This is a genomic window from Streptomyces sp. NPDC088157 (assembly GCF_044741545.1).
GTDB lineage: Bacteria > Actinomycetota > Actinomycetes > Streptomycetales > Streptomycetaceae > Streptomyces.
Genome location: NZ_JBIUSU010000004.1, coordinates 658,872 through 677,332 on the forward strand (window position 1 = coordinate 658,872; position 18,461 = coordinate 677,332).

Annotated in this window: 10 protein-coding genes; 1 reads left to right on the forward strand and 9 read right to left on the reverse strand. The window is 70.8% G+C overall.

The annotated features are described in order from the left end of the window. Nucleotides 1–51: 51 nt before the first annotated feature. The 4 genes from ACIPFH_RS18770 to icmF all read right to left on the reverse strand — a co-directional run bounded on the left by ACIPFH_RS18770 (nt 52) and on the right by icmF (nt 8,070). Nucleotides 52–1,326 (reverse strand): alginate lyase family protein, encoded by a 1,275-nt coding sequence (locus tag ACIPFH_RS18770; RefSeq protein ID WP_401827722.1) that lies wholly within the window; start codon nt 1,324–1,326, stop codon nt 52–54. Between the two features lie 186 nt (nt 1,327–1,512). Beyond that, entirely contained in the window at nt 1,513–3,210 is a 1,698-nt protein-coding gene (locus ACIPFH_RS18775; protein ID WP_401827723.1) for a glycosyl hydrolase family 28-related protein, read from the reverse strand. 749 nt (nt 3,211–3,959) lie between these two features. Further along, entirely contained in the window at nt 3,960–4,820 is an 861-nt protein-coding gene (locus ACIPFH_RS18780; RefSeq protein WP_401827725.1) for a 3-hydroxybutyryl-CoA dehydrogenase, read from the reverse strand. Nucleotides 4,821–4,839: 19 nt separating this feature from the next. Beyond that, nucleotides 4,840–8,070 carry a fused isobutyryl-CoA mutase/GTPase IcmF gene (gene icmF / locus ACIPFH_RS18785; protein WP_401827727.1) on the reverse strand — a complete coding sequence of 1,077 codons (3,231 nt, stop codon included), beginning with the start codon at nt 8,068–8,070 and terminating at the stop codon, nt 4,840–4,842. Between the two features lie 319 nt (nt 8,071–8,389). Here icmF and ACIPFH_RS18790 point away from each other — a divergent pair, with 319 nt between their 5' ends. Next, nucleotides 8,390–9,478: an FAD-dependent oxidoreductase gene (locus tag ACIPFH_RS18790; RefSeq protein WP_401827728.1), complete on the forward strand. Its 1,089-nt coding sequence runs from the start codon at nt 8,390–8,392 to the stop codon at nt 9,476–9,478. Nucleotides 9,479–9,869: 391 nt separating this feature from the next. Here the strand turns inward: ACIPFH_RS18790 and ACIPFH_RS18795 are convergent, their stop codons facing one another. The 5 genes from ACIPFH_RS18795 to ACIPFH_RS18815 are packed head-to-tail and all read right to left on the reverse strand — an operon-like array spanning nt 9,870 to nt 18,458. Beyond that, on the reverse strand, nt 9,870–12,977 hold the full coding sequence (locus tag ACIPFH_RS18795) for an alpha-N-acetylglucosaminidase TIM-barrel domain-containing protein (protein ID WP_401827730.1): 3,108 nt from the start codon (nt 12,975–12,977) through the stop codon (nt 9,870–9,872). 21 nt (nt 12,978–12,998) lie between these two features. Next, nucleotides 12,999–13,904 (reverse strand): beta-glucosidase, encoded by a 906-nt coding sequence (locus ACIPFH_RS18800; RefSeq protein ID WP_401827731.1) that lies wholly within the window; start codon nt 13,902–13,904, stop codon nt 12,999–13,001. After that, the gene (locus ACIPFH_RS18805; RefSeq protein ID WP_401827733.1) at nt 13,901–14,845 is read right to left on the reverse strand and encodes a hypothetical protein; all 945 of its coding nucleotides are present in this window, start codon (nt 14,843–14,845) and stop codon (nt 13,901–13,903) included. Before ACIPFH_RS18805 ends, ACIPFH_RS18800 begins: the two co-directional genes overlap by 4 nt. Before the next feature lie 5 nt (nt 14,846–14,850). Next, entirely contained in the window at nt 14,851–16,302 is a 1,452-nt protein-coding gene (locus ACIPFH_RS18810; protein WP_401827734.1) for an alpha-L-fucosidase, read from the reverse strand. Nucleotides 16,303–16,310: 8 nt separating this feature from the next. Beyond that, nucleotides 16,311–18,458 carry a GDSL-type esterase/lipase family protein gene (locus ACIPFH_RS18815; protein ID WP_401827736.1) on the reverse strand — a complete coding sequence of 716 codons (2,148 nt, stop codon included), beginning with the start codon at nt 18,456–18,458 and terminating at the stop codon, nt 16,311–16,313. Nucleotides 18,459–18,461 lie beyond the last annotated feature (3 nt).

An 18,461-nucleotide genomic window follows, 5' to 3' on the forward strand; every position in this document is an offset into this window, starting at 1 on the left:
GACGGAAATCCCGCGGCCCGGCCCGGGAGCGGTCCCCGCCGCGTTGCGGTGTCAGCCCGCGATGGAGTCGAGTTGCTCCGCTGCCGGGCGCAAGGCCCACAGGTCGCCGCCCGGTGGCTCCTCCAGAGAGGGGACGGCCCGCTGTGCCTGCCGGTCGCCCGCATCGGCCGCGGCGTGCACCACGTCGGTGGCCGCGTACCGGTAGAACTCGAGCTCCGGATGCGGCCAGACGGCGGCTGCGGTCGCGGCGGGCAACAGGTAGTCCACCGCTTTGAACAGACTCTGTCCCTCGGGGCCCCGGTACTTCCACAGGTCCACGCCGACGTGCCGGCCGATGGCCGCGAGCCGTGTGTAGGCGACCAGGTCGAAGGTCGAGTAGTGCCAACTGCGCGTGCGGGCCACCTCCTGGGGCTGGCTGCCGTCGGCGGCGATCTGCGGGGCGATACGGGCGCTCCCCGCGCCCAGGACCGTTCGGCGGGCCAGGTTCGTGTCGCCGGTCGCATGGGCGAGGGCGGCGACCTGCATGTCGTAGAAGGTGCCGTGGTTGTTCGCGGCGGCGCCTTCCTGCTTGCCGAAGTCGCTGTTCCTGAGCCAGCCGAGAAAGTCGGCGTTCCACTGCGCCATGCCGGCGCGGTCCGTCCTGGTCCAGCCGGCGGCGCCGGTGTCCAGGACGGCGAGCGCGTCGAGGACGCTGGTGTACGACTGTGAGAAGTCGATGATGCCGATGGCGCGGCCGTCGTATTTGCAGGGGATGAACTGCGCGTGGTTCAGGTTCGGGTTCATCTTCGTGGCCGGATCGAGGAACCAGGTGCGCAGGATCTGTCCGGCCTTGACGGCGTACCGCTTCTGGCCGGTGTAGTACCAGGCCAGGGACAGGTCGTAAGCGGAGTCGAAGACCCTCTCGACGTCCTGGCGGTCGGTGCCGGTGTCGACCTCGGGGTTGCGCTGTCCGTCGCGCTGCACATAGGGGCAGCCCCACGGGTTGTCGGTGGTCGGCGGCCCGGAGGGCCACCAGTACGGGGCCTGGCTGAGGTAGTCGTGGATGTCGCCACCGGGCGCCGGCCGGGGTTTGTCGACGACCGTCCAGGGGCCCTGGTCGAGCCACCTGTCGGCGCGGGCCGTCAACGCCTGGGCGGCTGCCCGCAGTTGCCGGTCACCGCGGTCCAGTCGGATCTTCGCCTGTTGCAGTCGGGCGCCGTCGAGGACGGTCGTGTGGGGGGCTCTGGGCACGGGATGCGCGACTTTCGCCGACGCGGCGGGTACAGCGCCGGCGGTGAACGCGACCAGCGCCGCCAGGAGGACACCCAGGCGGGGGCGAGCGCTCATAGGCCAACTCCAATCATGTATGTGAACGCTGGATCGGTTCGTCCGAGCGACGAGAGGCGGCACGGAGACGTCGCTCCGCCAGGGGAGGCGTCGGCGACCCGAGGTGGGCACGGCTGTCGGCCGGGGGCGTCCCGCGGACCGCACGGGTGTAAGCCGGCCGCCTCGTTCGTCACCCTCTGTCGCGACCTACAGCCCGCGCTGGGCCTCGTACAGGTTGCGTGGCCGTACCGCGCCGGGGGCGCCGTACAACTCCAGGCGCGTGTGCAGATCACCCGTGAAGTCGGGGACGTCGATCTGGTCGGACTCCGTGACCTCGTCGACGCCGACGGTGGCGGAGTACGGGGCCAGACCGTCGATCTTCATCAGGCCCGCCCGTCCGTTGGTGACCCGGATGTTCCAGTGCGCGAAGCGGGCGCCGAACAGGGGACCGGCGCTCGCGTCACCACCGTGACGGCCGTTGTTGTTCACGGTGATGTCGGTGCGGACGTTGGCGAAGGGCATGCCGCGGTGGCTGTCGAACGTACCCATCCGCATGTCGCCCCGCGACCACACGTTGTACGAGGACAGCCCCTCGACGTTGATGCCGTGCAGCTGGGTGTTGGGCTGCCCGGGGGTGGTGCGCTCCTCGATGGCGAAGTCCTCGATGAGGTTGTCGTGCGACCCTTCGCGGCAGAAGTAGGGATGATGGGAGCCGCGGCCCGCGACCCTCGTCCGGCGCAGGGTGCAGGCGGAGGCGGCGACCAGGCCGAAGCCGTTGTCGACGTGGCGGGCCGTCACGTCGTCCACCCAGCAGTCGTACGCGCACTGCAGGACGACGCCGTTGTACCCCTTGTCGAGAAGGTGCGGCTGCTGAGGCGACTCCACCGCCTCCAGGGTCAGGCCCTCGACGCCCGCGCCCGTCAGCTCGGGGACGTGGGTGGTGAGCTGCGGGTCCCATTCCCGGCGTACGTCGAGCGGGAGCGGACGTTCCAGAGTGACCCTGCGGCCGTGGACACGGGCGATGCGCACCGGCCACTCGTAGGGGACGTAGGAGGTCAGCTTCGTCTTGTCGTCCCAGTAGTACGCCTCGGGGCCGGGGCCCCCGCCCGCCATGTGCTCCAGCAGCGTGTGCCCGGGGTCGTCGGCGAGCCGGAGGAGGACGAGCGCGCCCGGACGCAGTCCGGTGGGATCGGTGACCGTCACCGTCCAGGAGCCCTGGCGGGCCGGGGCCACGCCGGTGAGCGGTCGCCATTCGTCGCGCCGGTTGCCGGTCCAGCCCTCGAACGGCCATGTCCTCGCCCGGATCGCCGCGACCAGGGAGTTCCAACGGGCCTGGGGCGCGAGCCAGATGAGGCCGCCGGCCCAGGACCAGGACGACTTGTCGCCGCCGTACCGGGAGCCGTACACGCCGATCAGCTCGGTGAGGCTGCGCGTCGCGTACAGCGTCGTGCGGCCGCTGCCGGCGCCGCGCAGGACGACGCCGGAGTGTCCGACGCGTATGACGTCGTCGATCCGGAAGGTCCCGGCCGGGACGGAGACCGTGCCACCGCCGGCCCTGCCGGCGGCGGCGATGGCACGGTTGATCGCGGGGGCGGAGTCGGTGGCGCCGTCCGCCCTGGCCCCGAAGGCGCGTACGTCGAACACCGGGGGACGGCGTGGAAAACGCGTCGCGCCCCCGCGGTAGCCCGCCCGGCCCACATACGGGATCTGCGGGTGGGTGTAGGGATGATGGCTGAACTCGCGCCACAGGCGCGGAACCTGACCCTGGTCGCTGGGTGCGGCAGCGGCCGTTCCGCCACCACCTGTCACCACGCCGGCCGCCACGGCCGCGGCGCTGCCGAGCAGACCTCGTCTCGTGAAGCCGGCGAACCGATCTCCGCTCTTGCTGTCGTGTACCTCGCTCATGTCCGCTCGCCCCTCCACAGAAATTCATGTAGATGAACAACGTTCATAGCCATGTCGGCCGTGAGCATGCCACGCCGGACTTGGAGCGGGAAAGAGGTGTGCATGACCAAACTCGACGCGCGCATCCGGCCCGGCGCGCTCGGGGGCGTCGGTCGAACCGTGCCGACCGGGAGGTCGGCGCCGACGTCCACGCCGTGCACGGCCGGGAGGCCTGGAGGCGTCAGACGAACCACGCCGTGCACGGCCGGGCTGCCTGGAGGCGTCAGATGAAACCGCGAGCTCCCCGCCTCGGGCCGCTCACCGTGACCGTGCTCGTCTTCCCAGGGGTGCGGCTCCTCGACGCGACCGGCCCGCTCGAGTTGTTCGCGGCGGCGAACGAGGTCGGCGGGCGCTGTCGGGTGCGGCTGGCCTCCGACGGCGGGGCGGAGGTGATCACCTCCGCTCGGAGGTGCTCGCCTGCGCCGGTACGCGCCTCGGCGCCGACCGGGGCGTCGATGAAGTGCGCGAGCCGAGCGTCGCCACCGGCGGCGCGCCGAAGAGCTGGGCCATCACGGGATCAGCCGCGTGCAACCGCAGCGCCCCTTGCCCGAGATGACCGGCGGTCGGCACGAGGAGGCGGGCGCGGCGCCCACCAGCCTCCACGGCCGACGGTCCGCAGGCCGTGGAAAGTCCCCTGGCCGCGTGACCGCCGCGTTCGCGATGACGCCGGTGCCCGTCACGGCCGCGAATCAACCGTTCCGGGCGGCCGCTCAGGCGTCGTAGGTGTAGAAGCCTCGGCCGCTCTTCCGGCCGAGGTGACCCGCGGCGACCATACGACGCAGGAGCGCGGGCGGCGCGTGGAGCGGTTCCTTGAACTCCTCGTACATCGACTCCGCGACGGACTGGGCGGTGTCGAGGCCGATGAGGTCGAGGAGACGCAGTGGGCCCATGGGATGGGCGCAGCCGAGTTCCATGCCGCGGTCGATGTCGTCCGGCCGCGCGGAACCCGCTTCCAGCATGCGGACCGCGCTGAGCAGGTAGGGCACCAGGAGGGCGTTGACGACGAAGCCGGAACGGTCGGGGGCCTCGATGGGCTCCTTGCGCAGCTGCTCCGCGAAGCCGCGGGTGCGCTGCACCGTCTCGGGGCTGGTGGTGAGGGCCGGGATGAGCTCGACCAGTCGCTGGACGGGCACGGGGTTGAAGAAGTGCATGCCGATGACCTGACCGGGCCGCTCGGTGGCGACGGCGAGGTCGACGATGGGGATGGAGGAGGTGTTCGTGGCCAGGATCGCCTCGGGGTCCTCGACCGTCTTGTCCAGGGCGCGCAGCACGTCGGTCTTGATGTCACGGTTCTCGGCGACCGCCTCGACGACGAACTGACGGTCGGCCAGCTCGGCGAGGTCGCTGGTGAAGGACAGCCGTGCGAGCGCCTGGTCGCGCTGCTCCTCGCTGAGTTTGCCGCGCCGTACACCTCGGTCGAGCGAGGCGGTGAGACGGCGGCGGCCGGCTTCGACGGCGTCGAGGGTGGCTTCGGCGACGCGGACGTCGATGCCGCTGCGCACGGCGATCTCGGCGATGCCGGAGCCCATGAGGCCGCAGCCGACGACTCCGAGGCGGGTGACGGGATCCATGTGTGGTCCTTACGTGGTGTCAGACGTTGCGGCGGTACTGCCCGCCGACCTCGAAGAAGGCGTCGGTGATCTGCTGGAGGGAGCAGACCCGGGCGGCGTCCATGAGGACGGCGAAGACGTTGTGACCCTCCAGCGCCGCGTCCCTGAGGGCGGTCAGCGCCGCGTGCGCCGCGTCGCGGTGACCCGCCTGGAAGTCCCGCACACGTTCCAGCTGCGAAACCTTCTCGTCCTCGGTGGCGCGGGCGAGCTCGATGACGCCGGGCTCGACGGTGTCGGCGCGCGGGTTGCGGAAGGTGTTGACGCCGATGATGGGCAGGGTGCCGTCGTGCTTGCGCTGCTCGTAGAGCATCGACTCGTCCTGGATGCGGCCACGCTGGTAGCCGGTCTCCATGGCGCCGAGGACCCCGCCGCGCTCGCTGATGCGCTCGAACTCCTGAAGGACGGCCTCCTCGACCAGGTCGGTGAGTTCGTCGATGACGAACGATCCCTGGAGGGGGTTCTCGTTCATCGCCAGGCCCCACTCCCGGTTGATGATCAGCTGGATGGCGAGGGCGCGGCGGACGGAGTCCTCGGTGGGGGTCGTGACCGCCTCGTCGTAGGCGTTGGTGTGGAGGCTGTTGCAGTTGTCGTAGATGGCGATGAGCGCCTGGAGCGTGGTGCGGATGTCGTTGAAGTCCATCTCCTGGGCGTGCAGGGAGCGTCCGGAGGTCTGGACGTGGTACTTCAGCTTCTGGCTGCGCTCGTTCGCGCCGTACTTCTCCTTCATCGCGACGGCCCAGATGCGACGGGCCACCCTGCCGAGTACGGAGTACTCCGGGTCCATGCCGTTGGAGAAGAAGAACGACAGGTTGGGGGCGAAGTCGTCGATGTGCATGCCCCGGGCGAGGTACGCCTCGACATAGGTGAAGCCGTTGGCCAGGGTGAAGGCGAGCTGGCTGACGGGGTTCGCGCCGGCTTCGGCGATGTGGTAGCCGGAGATCGACACCGAGTAGAAGTTGCGGACCTTCTGCGCGATGAACCACTCCTGGATGTCGGCCATCATCCGCAGGCTGAACTCAGTGGAGAACAGACAGGTGTTCTGCCCCTGGTCCTCCTTGAGGATGTCGGCCTGCACTGTTCCCCGCACGCTCGCCAGCGCGTGGGCCCGCAGCTCGGCCGTCTCCTCGGGCGACGGCGCGCGGCCCTCGGCGGCGCGGAAGGCGTCGATCCGCTGGTCGACGGCGGTGTTGAGGAAGAACGCCAGGACGGTCGGGGCGGGTCCGTTGATGGTCATGGAGACGGAGGTCGTCGGCGCGACGAGGTCGAAGCCGTCGTAGAGCGCCTTCATGTCGTCCAGGGTGGCCACCGAGACGCCGGAGGTGCCGACCTTGCCGTAGATGTCGGGGCGCTCGTCGGGGTCGCGGCCGTAGAGGGTGACCGAGTCGAACGCGGTGGACAGACGGGTGGCCGGCTGGCCCTCGGAGAGCAGCTTGAAGCGCCGGTTGGTGCGGAACGGGTCGCCCTCGCCGGCGAACATGCGCGCCGGGTCCTCACCGTCCCGCTTGAAGGGGAACACTCCGGCGGTGAAGGGGAAGTGGCCGGGCAGGTTCTCCCGGCGCCAGAACCTGACCAGTTCTCCGTGGTCGGTGAAGCGGGGGAGCGCGACGCGCGCGATCTTGTTCCCGGACAGGGACTCGCGGGTCAGTTTGGTGCGGATCTCCTTGTCCCGGACCTTCACCACCTGCTCGTCGCCGGAGTAGGAGGCGACGACGGCGGGCCAGTTCGCGAGCTGCTCGGCGATGTCGTGCGGCAGCCGGCCACGGGCGGTGTCGAGGAGCGACCGCACGTTCGCGGCGTCCGAGCCGGCCTCGACGAGTTCGCCGCTGACCGTCTCCAGGCGTTGCACTCGCTGTGCCGCCTCGGCCAGCCGGCCGGTCTCGGCGTGATAGGCGCGGACGGTGTCGGTGATCTCGGTCAGGTAGCGCACCCGGTCCGCCGGGACCACCTGCCGGATACCGGAGGAGTGACGCACGTCGACCTGCGCCAGCGTGCTCTCGGACAGGGGCAGGCCCTTGTCCGCCAGGGTGGTCCTGAGGTGCTGGTACAACGCGGTGACCCCGTCGTCGTTGAACGTGGCCGCCGAGGTGCCGTACACCGGCATGTCCTCCGGCCGCATACCGAACGCCTCGCGGTTGCGCACCAGTTGGCGGCCGACGTCGCGCATCGCGTCCTTGGCGCCGCGCCGTTCGAACTTGTTGATGGCCACGACGTCGGCGAAGTCGAGCATGTCGATCTTCTCCAGCTGTGAGGCGGCGCCGAACTCCGGCGTCATCACGTACAGCGAGGCGTCGACGAAGGGCACGATCGCGGCGTCACCCTGCCCGATGCCCGGCGTCTCCACGATCACCAGGTCGAACCCGGCCGCCTTGACCACGTCGATCACGTCGGACAGGTGCTCCGGCAGCTCACGGCTGCCGCGGGTGGCCAGGCTCCGGAAGAACACCCGGTTGCCGTCCAGGGAGTTCATCCGGATCCGGTCGCCGAGCAGCGCACCCCCGCCCCGGCGGCGGGTCGGGTCGACCGCGATCACCGCGATCCGCAGCTTGTCCTGCTGATCGACCCGGAAGCGGCGCACCAGTTCGTCCGTCAGTGACGACTTTCCCGAGCCGCCGGTGCCCGTGATGCCGAGCACCGGCACCGGGCGCGCCGTGTCCGTGGCCCGTACCCGCTCCAGGAACTCCGCGGGCAGCTTGCCCAGTTCCGCCCCCGTGACGGCGCGGGCGATCGCGAACCGGTCGCCCGCCAGCACGGCGGACGCGTCGGCCGGTCTGCCGTCCCACAGGTCGAAGTCGCATGCCTTCACGACCGAGTTGACCATCCCGGCCAGGCCCATCCGCTGCCCGTCCTCCGGGGAGAAGATGGTCACCCCGCTCGCCCGCAGCCGGGTGATCTCCTCGGGCACGATGACACCGCCCCCGCCGCCCACCACGCGAACGTGCTCCGCGCCCTGCGCGCGCAGCGACTCGACCAGGTACTCGAAGTACTCCACGTGGCCGCCCTGGTAGGACGAGACGGCCACGCCGTGGGCGTCCTCCTCCAGGGCCGCGTCCACGACCTCCTGCACCGACCGGTTGTGGCCGAGGTGGATCACCTCGGCGCCCTGGGACTGGAAGATGCGCCGCATGATGTTGATCGACGCGTCGTGCCCGTCGAACAGGGCCGAAGCGGTGACCAGGCGGACGGGGTGCACGGGACGGTGCAGGTCGCTCATGGGGCCTTCCCAGACAGATCACGGTAGCTCTGACTGAGGAGATAGTAGGACGTCCTAGTAAATGACAGAAGGTGAGTCCACTGTGACCAGCAGCACAAGGTGCCGTCACCGGGTTGCGGACAGCGTCGTCCGCGTCCGGCCGGGCGGACGCGGAACAGCGGACCGCCGCTCCTGACGAGCTGATCCCCTCGCCCCGCGGGGGTGGCGGGGCTCACCCCTTCCAGCTGGTCCCGGGGACCAGGTCGCCTCTACGATCAGGTCCGCCGCCATGGCCCGCGTTCCGCTCGCGGGTACGAACCGGATGCCCCGGGGAGGGTCTGTGATCGCCGTCGTGGGTGCCGGGCTGATGGGTGCGGCCACCGCCTGGCAACTCGCCCGCAGAGGTCACGAGGTCACACTCGTCGAGGCCTACGGCATCGGCCACCGGCGCGGCAGTTCGCACGGCAGTTCGCGGATCTTCCGACGGGTGTACGCCGACCCCTTCTACGTACGGCTGACCGGCCAGGCGCACGAGCAGTGGCGGGCACTGGAGGACGACAGCGAAACACCTCTGCTGACTACGACCGGCGGGCTCGACGTGGGTGAGGGCTACGACCCGAAGGCGCCGGCGGCGCTCCTCGCCGCCGAGGGGGTGCCCCACGAACTCCTCGACCCGGCAGCCGCCGCGGAGCGCTGGCCGTACATCCGCTTCACGGCCCCGGTGCTGTACCACCCGGACGCGGGTGTCGTCGACGCCGACCGGACCGTCGCCGCCTGCGTACGGCGGGCGATCGAACACGGCGCGGAAGCCCTCATCGGGGTGCGCGTCACCGGGGTCGACCTCCAGGGCGACGGGAAGGTGCTGCTCCGTACCGATCACGGCCGCGAGATCGTCGCCGACACGGTCGTCATCGCCGCCGGTGCCTGGCTGCCCGGGCTGCGACTCCCCTTCGCCCTGCCGCCGTTGCGTGTGACCCAGCAACAGGTCTTCCACTTCCGGCAGCGTGACCCGTCCGTCCGCTGGCCGACCCTGATCTGGGACGGCGCGCTGCACCTCTACGGCCTGCCGTCGGGAAGTGACGGCGGTCCGCTCCCCGCGGTCAAGGTGGCCGAGCACGACCGCGGCACCCCCACCACCGCAGACACCCGCGACGGCGTCGTCGACCCGTCGTCACGCACCCGGGTGAGCGACTTCGTCCGCGACCGGCTCCCGGGCCTCGAGCCCGCGCCCTCGGCCGAAGCGACCTGTCTCTACACCACCACTCCCGACGAGGACTTCGTCCTCGACCGCCACGGCCCCTTCGTCGTCGTCTCCCCGTGCTCGGGTCACGGCGCCAAGTTCGCCCCGCTCATCGGCGCCATGGCCGCCGACCTCGCCACCGGCCGCACCGGGGCCCACCCCCGCTTCCGCCTGAAACGCCCCGCGTAGGACGCGCCGGTCGACCGAGCACCCGTGCCCCGGGCGTGACTGCGGCAGGGGAAATCGTGTCGCCCTCCGGATGGGGTGGTCGTACCGTCGCCGCAACGCGAGCGGCACTGACGCGTTGGTGAACCTGGACAAAAGAGGTTGATGCCGCCTCGATTGCGCCTGGGCTGCCGGGGCAGCGGCCGGGTGAACGATTCTGCCGCACCGCCCAGCCGGATGCTCCCGGCCGGATGCGCCGGGGAACACGGCCCGTGACAGGCCCGCGAGGAGGGGGAGCGGGTCCGTCACCTCGACGACCTCATGACCGCCTTGGAGGAGGAGGGCGTCGACGGTGGCCGGACCCGCCCGGCGAAGGCCGGCGGAAGCCGGACCGCGGGCTACGCGATCACGGAGATCAGGTCACCGTGAAGCCGTCGAACGTGGCGATGCCCCTTCCGCCGGTCCAGCCGTTGGCCGCGGTCATGAAGACCCCGACGTCCTGCGCGGTGGCCGGGCCTCCCGGCGTGGCCGTGCCCACGGTCGTCCAGGTGACGCCGTCCGTGCTGGCCTGACCGGTGTACGAGGCGCCGGACCTGGTCAGCCGCAGCCGCACCGGCGCGGTGAAGGAGCCCGACAGCGCGATCGAGTCGAAACGGCCGTCACCGTCGGCGTCCCAGCTCAGCGCGCAGCCGTTGGACGGTGTGACCGCCAGGTTCACATAGCCCGCGCTTCCCTGAGCGCCCAGGTCGTCGCGGACGACCAGGCCCGCCCGTGCCCAGCCCCCGGTCGCGTCCTGGGACGTGACCGTCACCTCGGCCACGGTTCCGTCGCCGTACGCGCCCGCCCGGTACACCGCCCCGAACTCGTTGGTGGCACCCCACAGGTCGGCCCCGGCGCCCTCGACGGCGATGCCGTCGCCGGCCTGGCCGAACACGGCGTCGTTGTAGGACACCGTGCGGTACGGGTCGCCGACTCCGGCCGCGGCCACCAGCCGTACCGGCGCAACCGCCTTCCCGCCGCCCGCGTAGGCCGCCGCCGCGACGACCTGGCCGACCAGTTGCGTCGGTTCACCCGCCAGGGAGACCTCGAAGCGAGCGGTGAAGGTTTCGCCGGACGCCACCGACGCCGTACGCCCCGGATCGAGAGGCTTCACCGCCATGCCCTCGGGGGCGGCGGCGGACAGCGTCACACCGCGTGCCGTCGCGAAGCCGTTCCTGTTGGTGAAGGTGACCGTCACCGTCACGGGCGCGCCCTCGGCCACCGCTCCATGGTCGGTCCCGGCGGTGAGAACCGCCTGATGGGGAGTGGCGGCGAGCAGGTCGCGCACGCGGCGGGCCAAAGCGTACGGGGAGCCGTGCGGCTCGGTCGGATGCGTCTCGTGCGCGTGGGCCCAACGGTCCTCCAGGGCGAACCAGTCGATCGTCGCCGGGTCCTTGCCCGCGGCGAGCGCGTCGAAGTACGTCTTCCAGCGGCTGCGGTACAGGCCACCGACCAGCCCCGCCCACTCCCGGTTCGCGTAGTCGTGCAGGCCTTCCTCGCTGCTGGCGCGTCCGCCCCAGGTGGTGATGAGGGAGCGGACGTCGTACTCCAGGCGGTCCTTCTCGGCCCGGTCGACGCCCCAGGAGCGGGCGTCGGCGAGCCACCGCCCGAGCAGGTGCGGGCCGGAAGCCGCCAGCAGGTCGTCGAGGAGGTTCATCCAGGTCAGCCAGGTTTTGGTCAACGTGCCGAACAGGGCCTTGTCCCCGGCCTCGTGCGCGGCCCTGATCTGCGGGAGCAGCACCCGGCTGCGGTTGGACAGGACCTGCCGGGCCACGTCGACGACGTCGTACCGGTAGGCCGAGCTGTCCCTCAACTCCACTCGCACCGCGAGGAGTTCGGTGAGCGCGGCATCGAAGGCCGTGGTGTCGTAGCGGTCCTTCTCCGGCCCCCAGGCGGCCGCCTTGTTCGCGGCCAGGCTCGGACGGGCGCCGAACAGGCCGTCGGGTGCCTCGCTCCAGGAGTCCGCGCGGGACATGTTGTACGCGGTGTCGCGGATGGTCTGCCAGGCCGCGGCGGCATGCCGGTCGGGACCCCCGTAGCGGGAGAGGGCGTAGGCGGCGAACCAGTCGTCCAGGTCGATGGTGCCGGGCGTCCAGGCGAGGTCGGTGAGGAGGGCGAGGGCAGGCGCGTTGTTGTCCGCGGCCTCGGGCATCGCCGCGATACCGGCGAGCGAACTGCCTTTCTTGTCACGCCACTTGGGGTACTGCTCCACCCAGTCCGGGGCGTTGGCACCCATCGGGGTGTGGCCGCCGAAGTTCCAGATGCTGCCGAAGGCGTACGGGGTGCCGCCCCAGTCGCTCTCCCGGTCGGTGACGGTGGTGTAGCGGTCCGACAGACCGTCCACGATCAGCATCCGGCTCTTGTCGACGCCGTCGAGGAGCTCCTTGGACGGGTTGTTCTGCCAGCCGAGGATCGCCCAGACGGCCCCCGGGTGGGCCTTCTGCAGCGCCGCCTCGACGGCCTTGGCGGCCTCGCCCACCGGCACGTCACCGGGGTTGCCGCCCTCGTGCAGCAGGTCCATCTTGTACATGGTGCTGTCACCGAACCGCTGCGTCTGGGCACGGTAGAAGGCGGCGGCCACGTCGTCGAAGGCCGTGGTGCGCGGGTCCAGCCAGTCGGGGCGTTCGAAGGCGCCCCAGGTGCCCTGCGCCACCACCGCCGCGTCCCCGCCGTGCTTGGCGGGGAAGTCGTCCGGGACGCTGCCGTAGTAGCCCGGCAGGACCGGCGTCATGCCCAGTTCCCGTATGCGGTCGACGACCTTCTCGGCGAGCGCGGCACGCTTCTCGATGAGCTGCCGGGAGACCGGTCCGCCGAAGCCCGACATGTTCTGCAGCAGCCACCAGGGCTGGTGCGCGGGGGCCGGGATCCAGGCGCGCAGCTCGGCGTCGGAGTAGCCGAAGCGGCGGAAGGTGTCGTAGTACACCGCGTCCCCGCCGAGGTAGACGAGGACCCGGTTGACGCCGTGCACGGCCAGCACGTCCAGCTCGTGCTGCCAGGCGTCCCAGTCGCGATAGGCGTTGGTGTAGCCCTCGTTGGTGTCGTTGAAGGCGAAGCGGTGCGGCACGTTGGCCGTTCCCGTGATCTCCCCGGCGGGCGCGGGGAGGGTGCGCGGCAGGTTCAACTGCTCGCCGGTCCAGGAGACGGAGGCGTGCGCGGTCCGCCGCAGGTAGGTGTGCAGGCCGGCGAGCAGCACGGCGGGGCTGGTGCCCTCCACCGTGATCTGCCCGGCCCGGCCGGAGACCCGGAAGCGGTCGCTGTCGCCGTCGACGGGCCGCAGGGCGATCTGCCGATGGTGGCCGGGCAGCAGACGCTTCAGCGCGGCTGCGGCGGGAGCGGTGTCGAACAGGGCGCCGCCGGCCGCGTACGCGTCCTGCGGGCGGGCCAGCAGCGCCGCGCCGCCCAGCGCGACCGCGCCCGTGAGGACCCGTCTGCGGGTGACTCCTGTGAAGCCTGTGATGCCGAGGTCGCCTCGGTTGTCGTGCATGGAACGTCCTTCCGGCAGAGCTCAGTCGATCGTCGTGATCGTCATGGCGAAGATGTGCAGGGCGGCGGCGCCCGACTGGATGCCGTCGCTGACCTTGGGCAGGACCACGGAACGCAGTTCCTTCCCGGCCGTCAGATCGACGCCGAAGGTGAACAGGCTGACGGGGTTGTCGTCCCGGCCGGTACTGGTGTGGCGGTAGGGGAGCACCACCGCGGCGGAGGAGTTCGCCCCGTACCAGTCGGGGACGGCGACCGAGAACGCCTGCTCGGTGCCGTCGGCGTAGACGACCTTGCCGTCGCCCTTGCCCTCGCCCCAGGTACTGGTGCCGAGGAAGGACAACCGGGAACCGGCGCCTGACAGCAGCACGGTCTGGCCATGGGAGATGACGTTGTCCTGGCTCCCGGGCCGGGTGTCCGGCCAGGTGAAGGGCGCCCCGTCGTAGGTGACCGTGGCCCCCGGAGTCAGCCCCACCGATGCCAGCGCCTCGGCGGACAGGCTGGAGTTCGAACCGTCGATGTTCGCGACGGTGACGGCGTCCTCGGTGGAGATCCCCGCGTTGTCGAACGCCTTGGACAGCGAGCGGTACGGCAGCAGGGCGGAGGAGGTGGCGCGGGTGCAGTCGGAGCCGTGGCGGTGCACGTCGAAGAGGGCGTGCGCGGTGAACACGGTCCGGCCCTCGGCGTCGTCGGCGAGACGGGTCCGCCAGGTGCGGGTCACCGACCGTCCGGGCGCGAGGTCGCCCAGGCAGTCCTGTTCGGCGGTGTCGTCCACGGCGAGATAGAGCACGGTGCCGCGCAGCGCGACCGTGGCGGTGTTGGTGAGGGTGGCCGTCAGGGTCACGGTCTTGCCGGCCTCGAGTGCGGACGGGGTGACGGTGAGCGAGACGGGCGGCGAGAGGAAGTCCTCCTCGGGACGGTAGGCGGTCACGACGCCTCCACGGTGAAGTGGTCGAACACGGCCTGGACCGTCGTGCCGGGGTAGTTGAGGTTCACGGCGCTCGCCACCACGCCCGCGTCCAGGGCCCCGCTCGCGGAGGGCACGGTCGCGCTCGCGATCTCGTTCCAGGAAAGGCCGTTGTCGGTACTGGTGTACGCGGTGTAGGTGGTGCCGGAGCGAACTAGGCGCAGCAAGGCGGGATGGGTGGAGACACCGCCGCCGGCCCAGGTGTCGAGGTGCCCGTTGCCGTCGCTGTCGGTCATGAACTCCACGCCGTACGACTTCGACATGGTGAGTACGGCGTAGCCGCCCTTCTCCGGCGCGGTCAGATCGTTGGCGACGGCGATCCCGTACTTGGCGGTGGGGTTGTCGCTGCCGGTGAGGCCGACCGTCTCGACCTGCACCACGCTCGACTCGGCGGCGGAGCCGGGAAGGAGGATGCCTCCCTTCTCGTCGGTGCCGCCGGAGAAGTCGCGGCCGCCCGCCCAGATCACCAACTGGCTGCCGTACTGGCCGAACTTCGCGTCGTCGGTGGTGGCGAACGTCCGGTACGGGTCCCGCACCCCATTGGGCTCGTAGGGCACGGTGAACGTCTTCGCGGACCGCGCGCAGTCGCTGCTGTGCTCGTCGACGTCGAAGACCACGTGCGCGGTGAACGACACGTCCCCGGCCATGTCGGCCGGGATCGCCGTCTCCCAGCGCCGGGTTGTCTTCGTGCCGGGGCGAAGGTCGCCGAGCGGGATGGTCTTCGCCGCCGTGGTGGTTCGGGGGTTGATCAGATGGAGCACGGCGTTGAGGAGGGGGAAGGGGCAGTCGTTGGTGAGGACCGCGGTGGCGGTGACCGTGTCACCGCCGGCCGGCTCGGCCGGCTGCGTGGTGACGGTGAGGGTGGGTCCGAGGGCGTCGAACCGGGTGCCGTTACTGATTCCCATGCCTTTCACCGGGCCCAGTCGACGGTGAAGACGTTGGCGATGTCGCTGGGCAGGGAGGACGGGACGGTGATGTTGATCTTTCCGTCACGGCGGTTCCACCTCAGACTGCCGCTCTTGCCGAGCAGCCGGACCCGGGACGTGGCGCTGATGGGGATGTCGCCGGGCACCGAGAGGGTGCCGGTGGGCTTGCCCAGCACGATGATGTTGAACTTGCCCGGGGAGACGGTGTAGCGGATGCCGAGCGGGCTGCCCTCCTCCTCCGCCCGCACCCAGGGCGTCGACCCGTAGATCGCGGGGCCGTTGACCTGCAGCCAGGCGCCGATGTCCTTCAACCGCTCCTGCATGATCTCGGGGATCGTGCCGTCCGGCCTTGGACCGATGTTGAGGAGCAGGTTGCCGTTCTTGCTGACCACGTCGGCGAGCAGCTGGATGAGGAACTCGGAGGTCTTGTAGTCCTCGTCCGGCTCGTGCTTGTTGTAGCCCCAGGAATAGCCGATGGTCATGCAGCACTCCCACTTCTGGGGGTCCATCGTGGGGTTGGTGCGCTGCTCGTACGTCGCGAAGTCGAAGTGGGTGTCGAACCGGTCGTTGATCACGACACCCTTGGGGTGCTTACGGTTCTTGGCCTGGTTGTAGTAGTGGGCCATGGGTTCTTCGCTGCGCCACGGCGGGTTGTCGGTGGGCCGGAACCACTGTCCGTCGGCCCAGAGCAGCTCCGGGTCGTATCGGTCGATGATCTCGTACAGCTGCTTGAGCTCGTAGTCGCCGACGTAGTCCTGGACCGGCCTGTAGCCGGTCATCGGGATTTCCTTGTCCGTGTAGAAGTTGCGCATCGGCCGGCCGATCGCCGGGTTGAAGAACTCGCCGAGCGAGTAGTACAGCCCGGGCCGGACGGTGCCTCGTCTGCGGGCCGCGGTCATCAGCTCGCCGACCAGGTCACGCTTCGGGCCGTACGCCACGGAGTGACGGTCCGTCACCTTGCTCGGATAGAGGGCGAATCCGTCGTGGTGCTTGCTGGTCAGCGCGAAGTACTCGGCGCCGGCCTGCTCGAACAGTCGCACCCAGGCGTCGGGATCGTACTTCTCGGCCTTGAACTGCGGGATGAGGTCGTCGTAGGTGACGTTCTCGCCGTAGGTGTCGCGGTGGAACTTCCACTCGGCGGTGTCCTTGGTGCTCTGGTACCACAGGTACCACTCGGAGGCGCTTTTCGGTGTCGCGCCGCCGATCACCGAGTAGATGCCCCAGTGGACGAAGATGCCGAACTTGGCGTCCTTGTACCAGCGCGGCACCGGGTGGGTGTCGAGGGATGCCTCGGTGGGCTGGTAGTCGGGGATGCCCGCGGCTCCGGACGTGGCACCCGAGGTGAGCGCCTGGGCGGTGCCGGGCGGGGCGAGCAGCACCGCGCCGCCGAGGGCGGCAGCGGTCGTCATGAAGTGTCTGCGGTTGACTGCCATCATTGTGCCTCTTACTCGTGGGTGGAGAAGGAGTCGAAAAGCGCGGTCGTGATCTGGCCGGGGTAGTTGAGGTTGACCGCGCTCGCCACCAGCCCGGCGTCGCCGGTGCCGCTCGCGGAGGGAACGGTGGCGGTGGCCACCTGCCGCCAGACGGCGCCGTCGGAACTGGCGTACGCGGTATAGGCGGTGCCGTCGCGGACGACCTTCAGCCAGGCGGGGTGGTACGAACTCCCGCCCCCGGCCCAGGTGTCGAGCTTTCCGTCACCGTCGCTGTCGGTCAGGAACTCCAGGCCGTACTGCGCGGACATGGTGAGCACCGCGTAGCCGCCGGCCTCGGGCGCGGTGAGGTCGTTGGCCACGGCGATCCCCGCTTTGGCGGACGGGCCGCTGCCGGTCTGACCGACGACCCGGGCGGTGACGGTGCCGGACGACGGCGCGGCGTCGGCGAGGTAGACCGCCGCCTTCTCGTCCTTCCAGCCCGACAGGTCCTGGCCGCCCGCCCAGATGGCGAACTGGTCGCCGTTCTGGGCGTATTGGGCCTTCTCGGTCGTGGTGGCGGTCGTCATGTACGGCGCCCGCACCCTGGACGGAGCGGGGGTCACCGTGGCGTCCACACTGTCCGAGTCGTGCCGTCTCCGGCCGTCCTGGACGAAGGAGGTGCGTACGCCGAGCTGGTGGGTGCCCCAGGCCGCGTCGGCCGCGGGGGTCACCGTCCAGGTGACGGTGGCGCTGTCGCCCGGAGCGAGGAAGCGTGTCCGTGTGCTGCCTGCCGGTTCGGCGGACCAGCCGTCGGGGAGGTCGAGGCGCGTGCTGATCTCGGTGACCGCTTCGGCACCGGTGTTGGTGACGGTCGACGTGATCTTCGTGCCGTCGCCGCCGGCCTGCAGGGTCGGCCGGTACGGGGTGAGCCGCACGCGGGCCGACGGGCAGTCGCGGGCCGCCCCGAGCGTGGTGAGGTCGACGGCGTCGGCGAAGGCCTTCATCCCGACGTCGTTGGGGTGCAGATGGTCACCGGAGTCGAACGCGGCCGCGTAGCGGGTGGGGTCGTCCGGGTCCCGTACGGCCTTGTCGAAGTCGGCGTAGCCGTCGAAGACGCCGCCGTCGCGCACGAACGTGTTGACCTTCTGCCGGTCGGCCTCCTTGGCCTCGGTCCACCAGTCGCCCCAGCCGCGGTACGGCACGACCGTCGCGCCGATCACGCGCAGTCCGCGGGCGTGGGCGCGGCGCACGATCTCCTTCATGCCGTCGATCACCTGATCACCGGTGGCGCCGCCCCAGCTGAGATCGTTGACGCCCTCGAACAGGACCACCGTCCGGGCGCCCGGCTGCGACAGCACATCGCGCTCCAGCCGGTCCAGCGCCGACGGGTTGCCGTCCACGCCGGCCGTGATCCGGTTGCCGCTGATGCCCTCGTTCAGCACTCCGGCGGTGGACGAACAGGCCGACAGCCGGCCCGCCAGATAGTCGGGCCAGCGCCGGTCGGCGTTCGAGGTGGAGGCCGCGCCGTCGGTGATGGAGTCGCCGAGTGCCACCACGGCGCCCGCCGCGTTGCCGCCCCGCACGTCGACGCCGGTCAGGAACGGGAAGGTGGAATCGGTCTGGGTGAAGGCGTCCCCGTCGGCGTCCGAGGCGTGGTCGCCGCCGCCGTCGGGCGTCCAGTAGACGGTCTGGAGGCCCATCCAGTGCTGGCTGACGTGGGTGAGCCGGCCGGGGAAGTACAGGCTGACGACCAGGTCGCTGCGGGCCGGCACAGTGAGCCGGACCTCATCGCCGGCCGCCTGCTCACCGGCCGCGATCGTCACCTCGCTCTTCCCGCCGAACCGCAGCTGCTGCGGCTTCCTGACGGCGGAACCGCCCCCACGAAGTCCGACGGTCGCGCGTCCGATCGTCACCGGCTCGGTGGTGAAGTCGTTGGTCAGGCGGATGCGTACGCTCGACCCACCGGCGCTCACCCGCACCGGTATCCGCACCGTCACCTCCGAGGTGCCCGGGTCGTACGCGGCGTGCTGCGCAGCAGCCCAAGTCCCCGTCCACCCCCGCTGTGTGGTCTCGGCCGCGGCCGGCGCCACCGGAAGCAGGGCTGCCACGGTGGCCGCCAACGCCGTGGCCAGGACCGCGAATCCTCTGCCCCCGCGCAGGTGCTCAAGCCGTCTGGACACGGT

Bases quoted from the DNA above. Each gene is read 5' to 3' on its own strand.
- ACIPFH_RS18770 (WP_401827722.1), bottom strand. From the start codon at position 1,326: ATGAGCGCTCGCCCCCGCCTGGGTGTCCTCCTGGCGGCGCTGGTCGCG.
- ACIPFH_RS18775 (WP_401827723.1), bottom strand. From the start codon at position 3,210: ATGAGCGAGGTACACGACAGCAAGAGCGGAGATCGGTTCGCCGGCTTC.
- ACIPFH_RS18780 (WP_401827725.1), bottom strand. From the start codon at position 4,820: ATGGATCCCGTCACCCGCCTCGGAGTCGTCGGCTGCGGCCTCATGGGC.
- icmF (WP_401827727.1), bottom strand. From the start codon at position 8,070: ATGAGCGACCTGCACCGTCCCGTGCACCCCGTCCGCCTGGTCACCGCT.
- ACIPFH_RS18795 (WP_401827730.1), bottom strand. From the start codon at position 12,977: ATGCACGACAACCGAGGCGACCTCGGCATCACAGGCTTCACAGGAGTC.
- ACIPFH_RS18805 (WP_401827733.1), bottom strand. From the start codon at position 14,845: ATGGGAATCAGTAACGGCACCCGGTTCGACGCCCTCGGACCCACCCTC.
- ACIPFH_RS18810 (WP_401827734.1), bottom strand. From the start codon at position 16,302: ATGATGGCAGTCAACCGCAGACACTTCATGACGACCGCTGCCGCCCTC.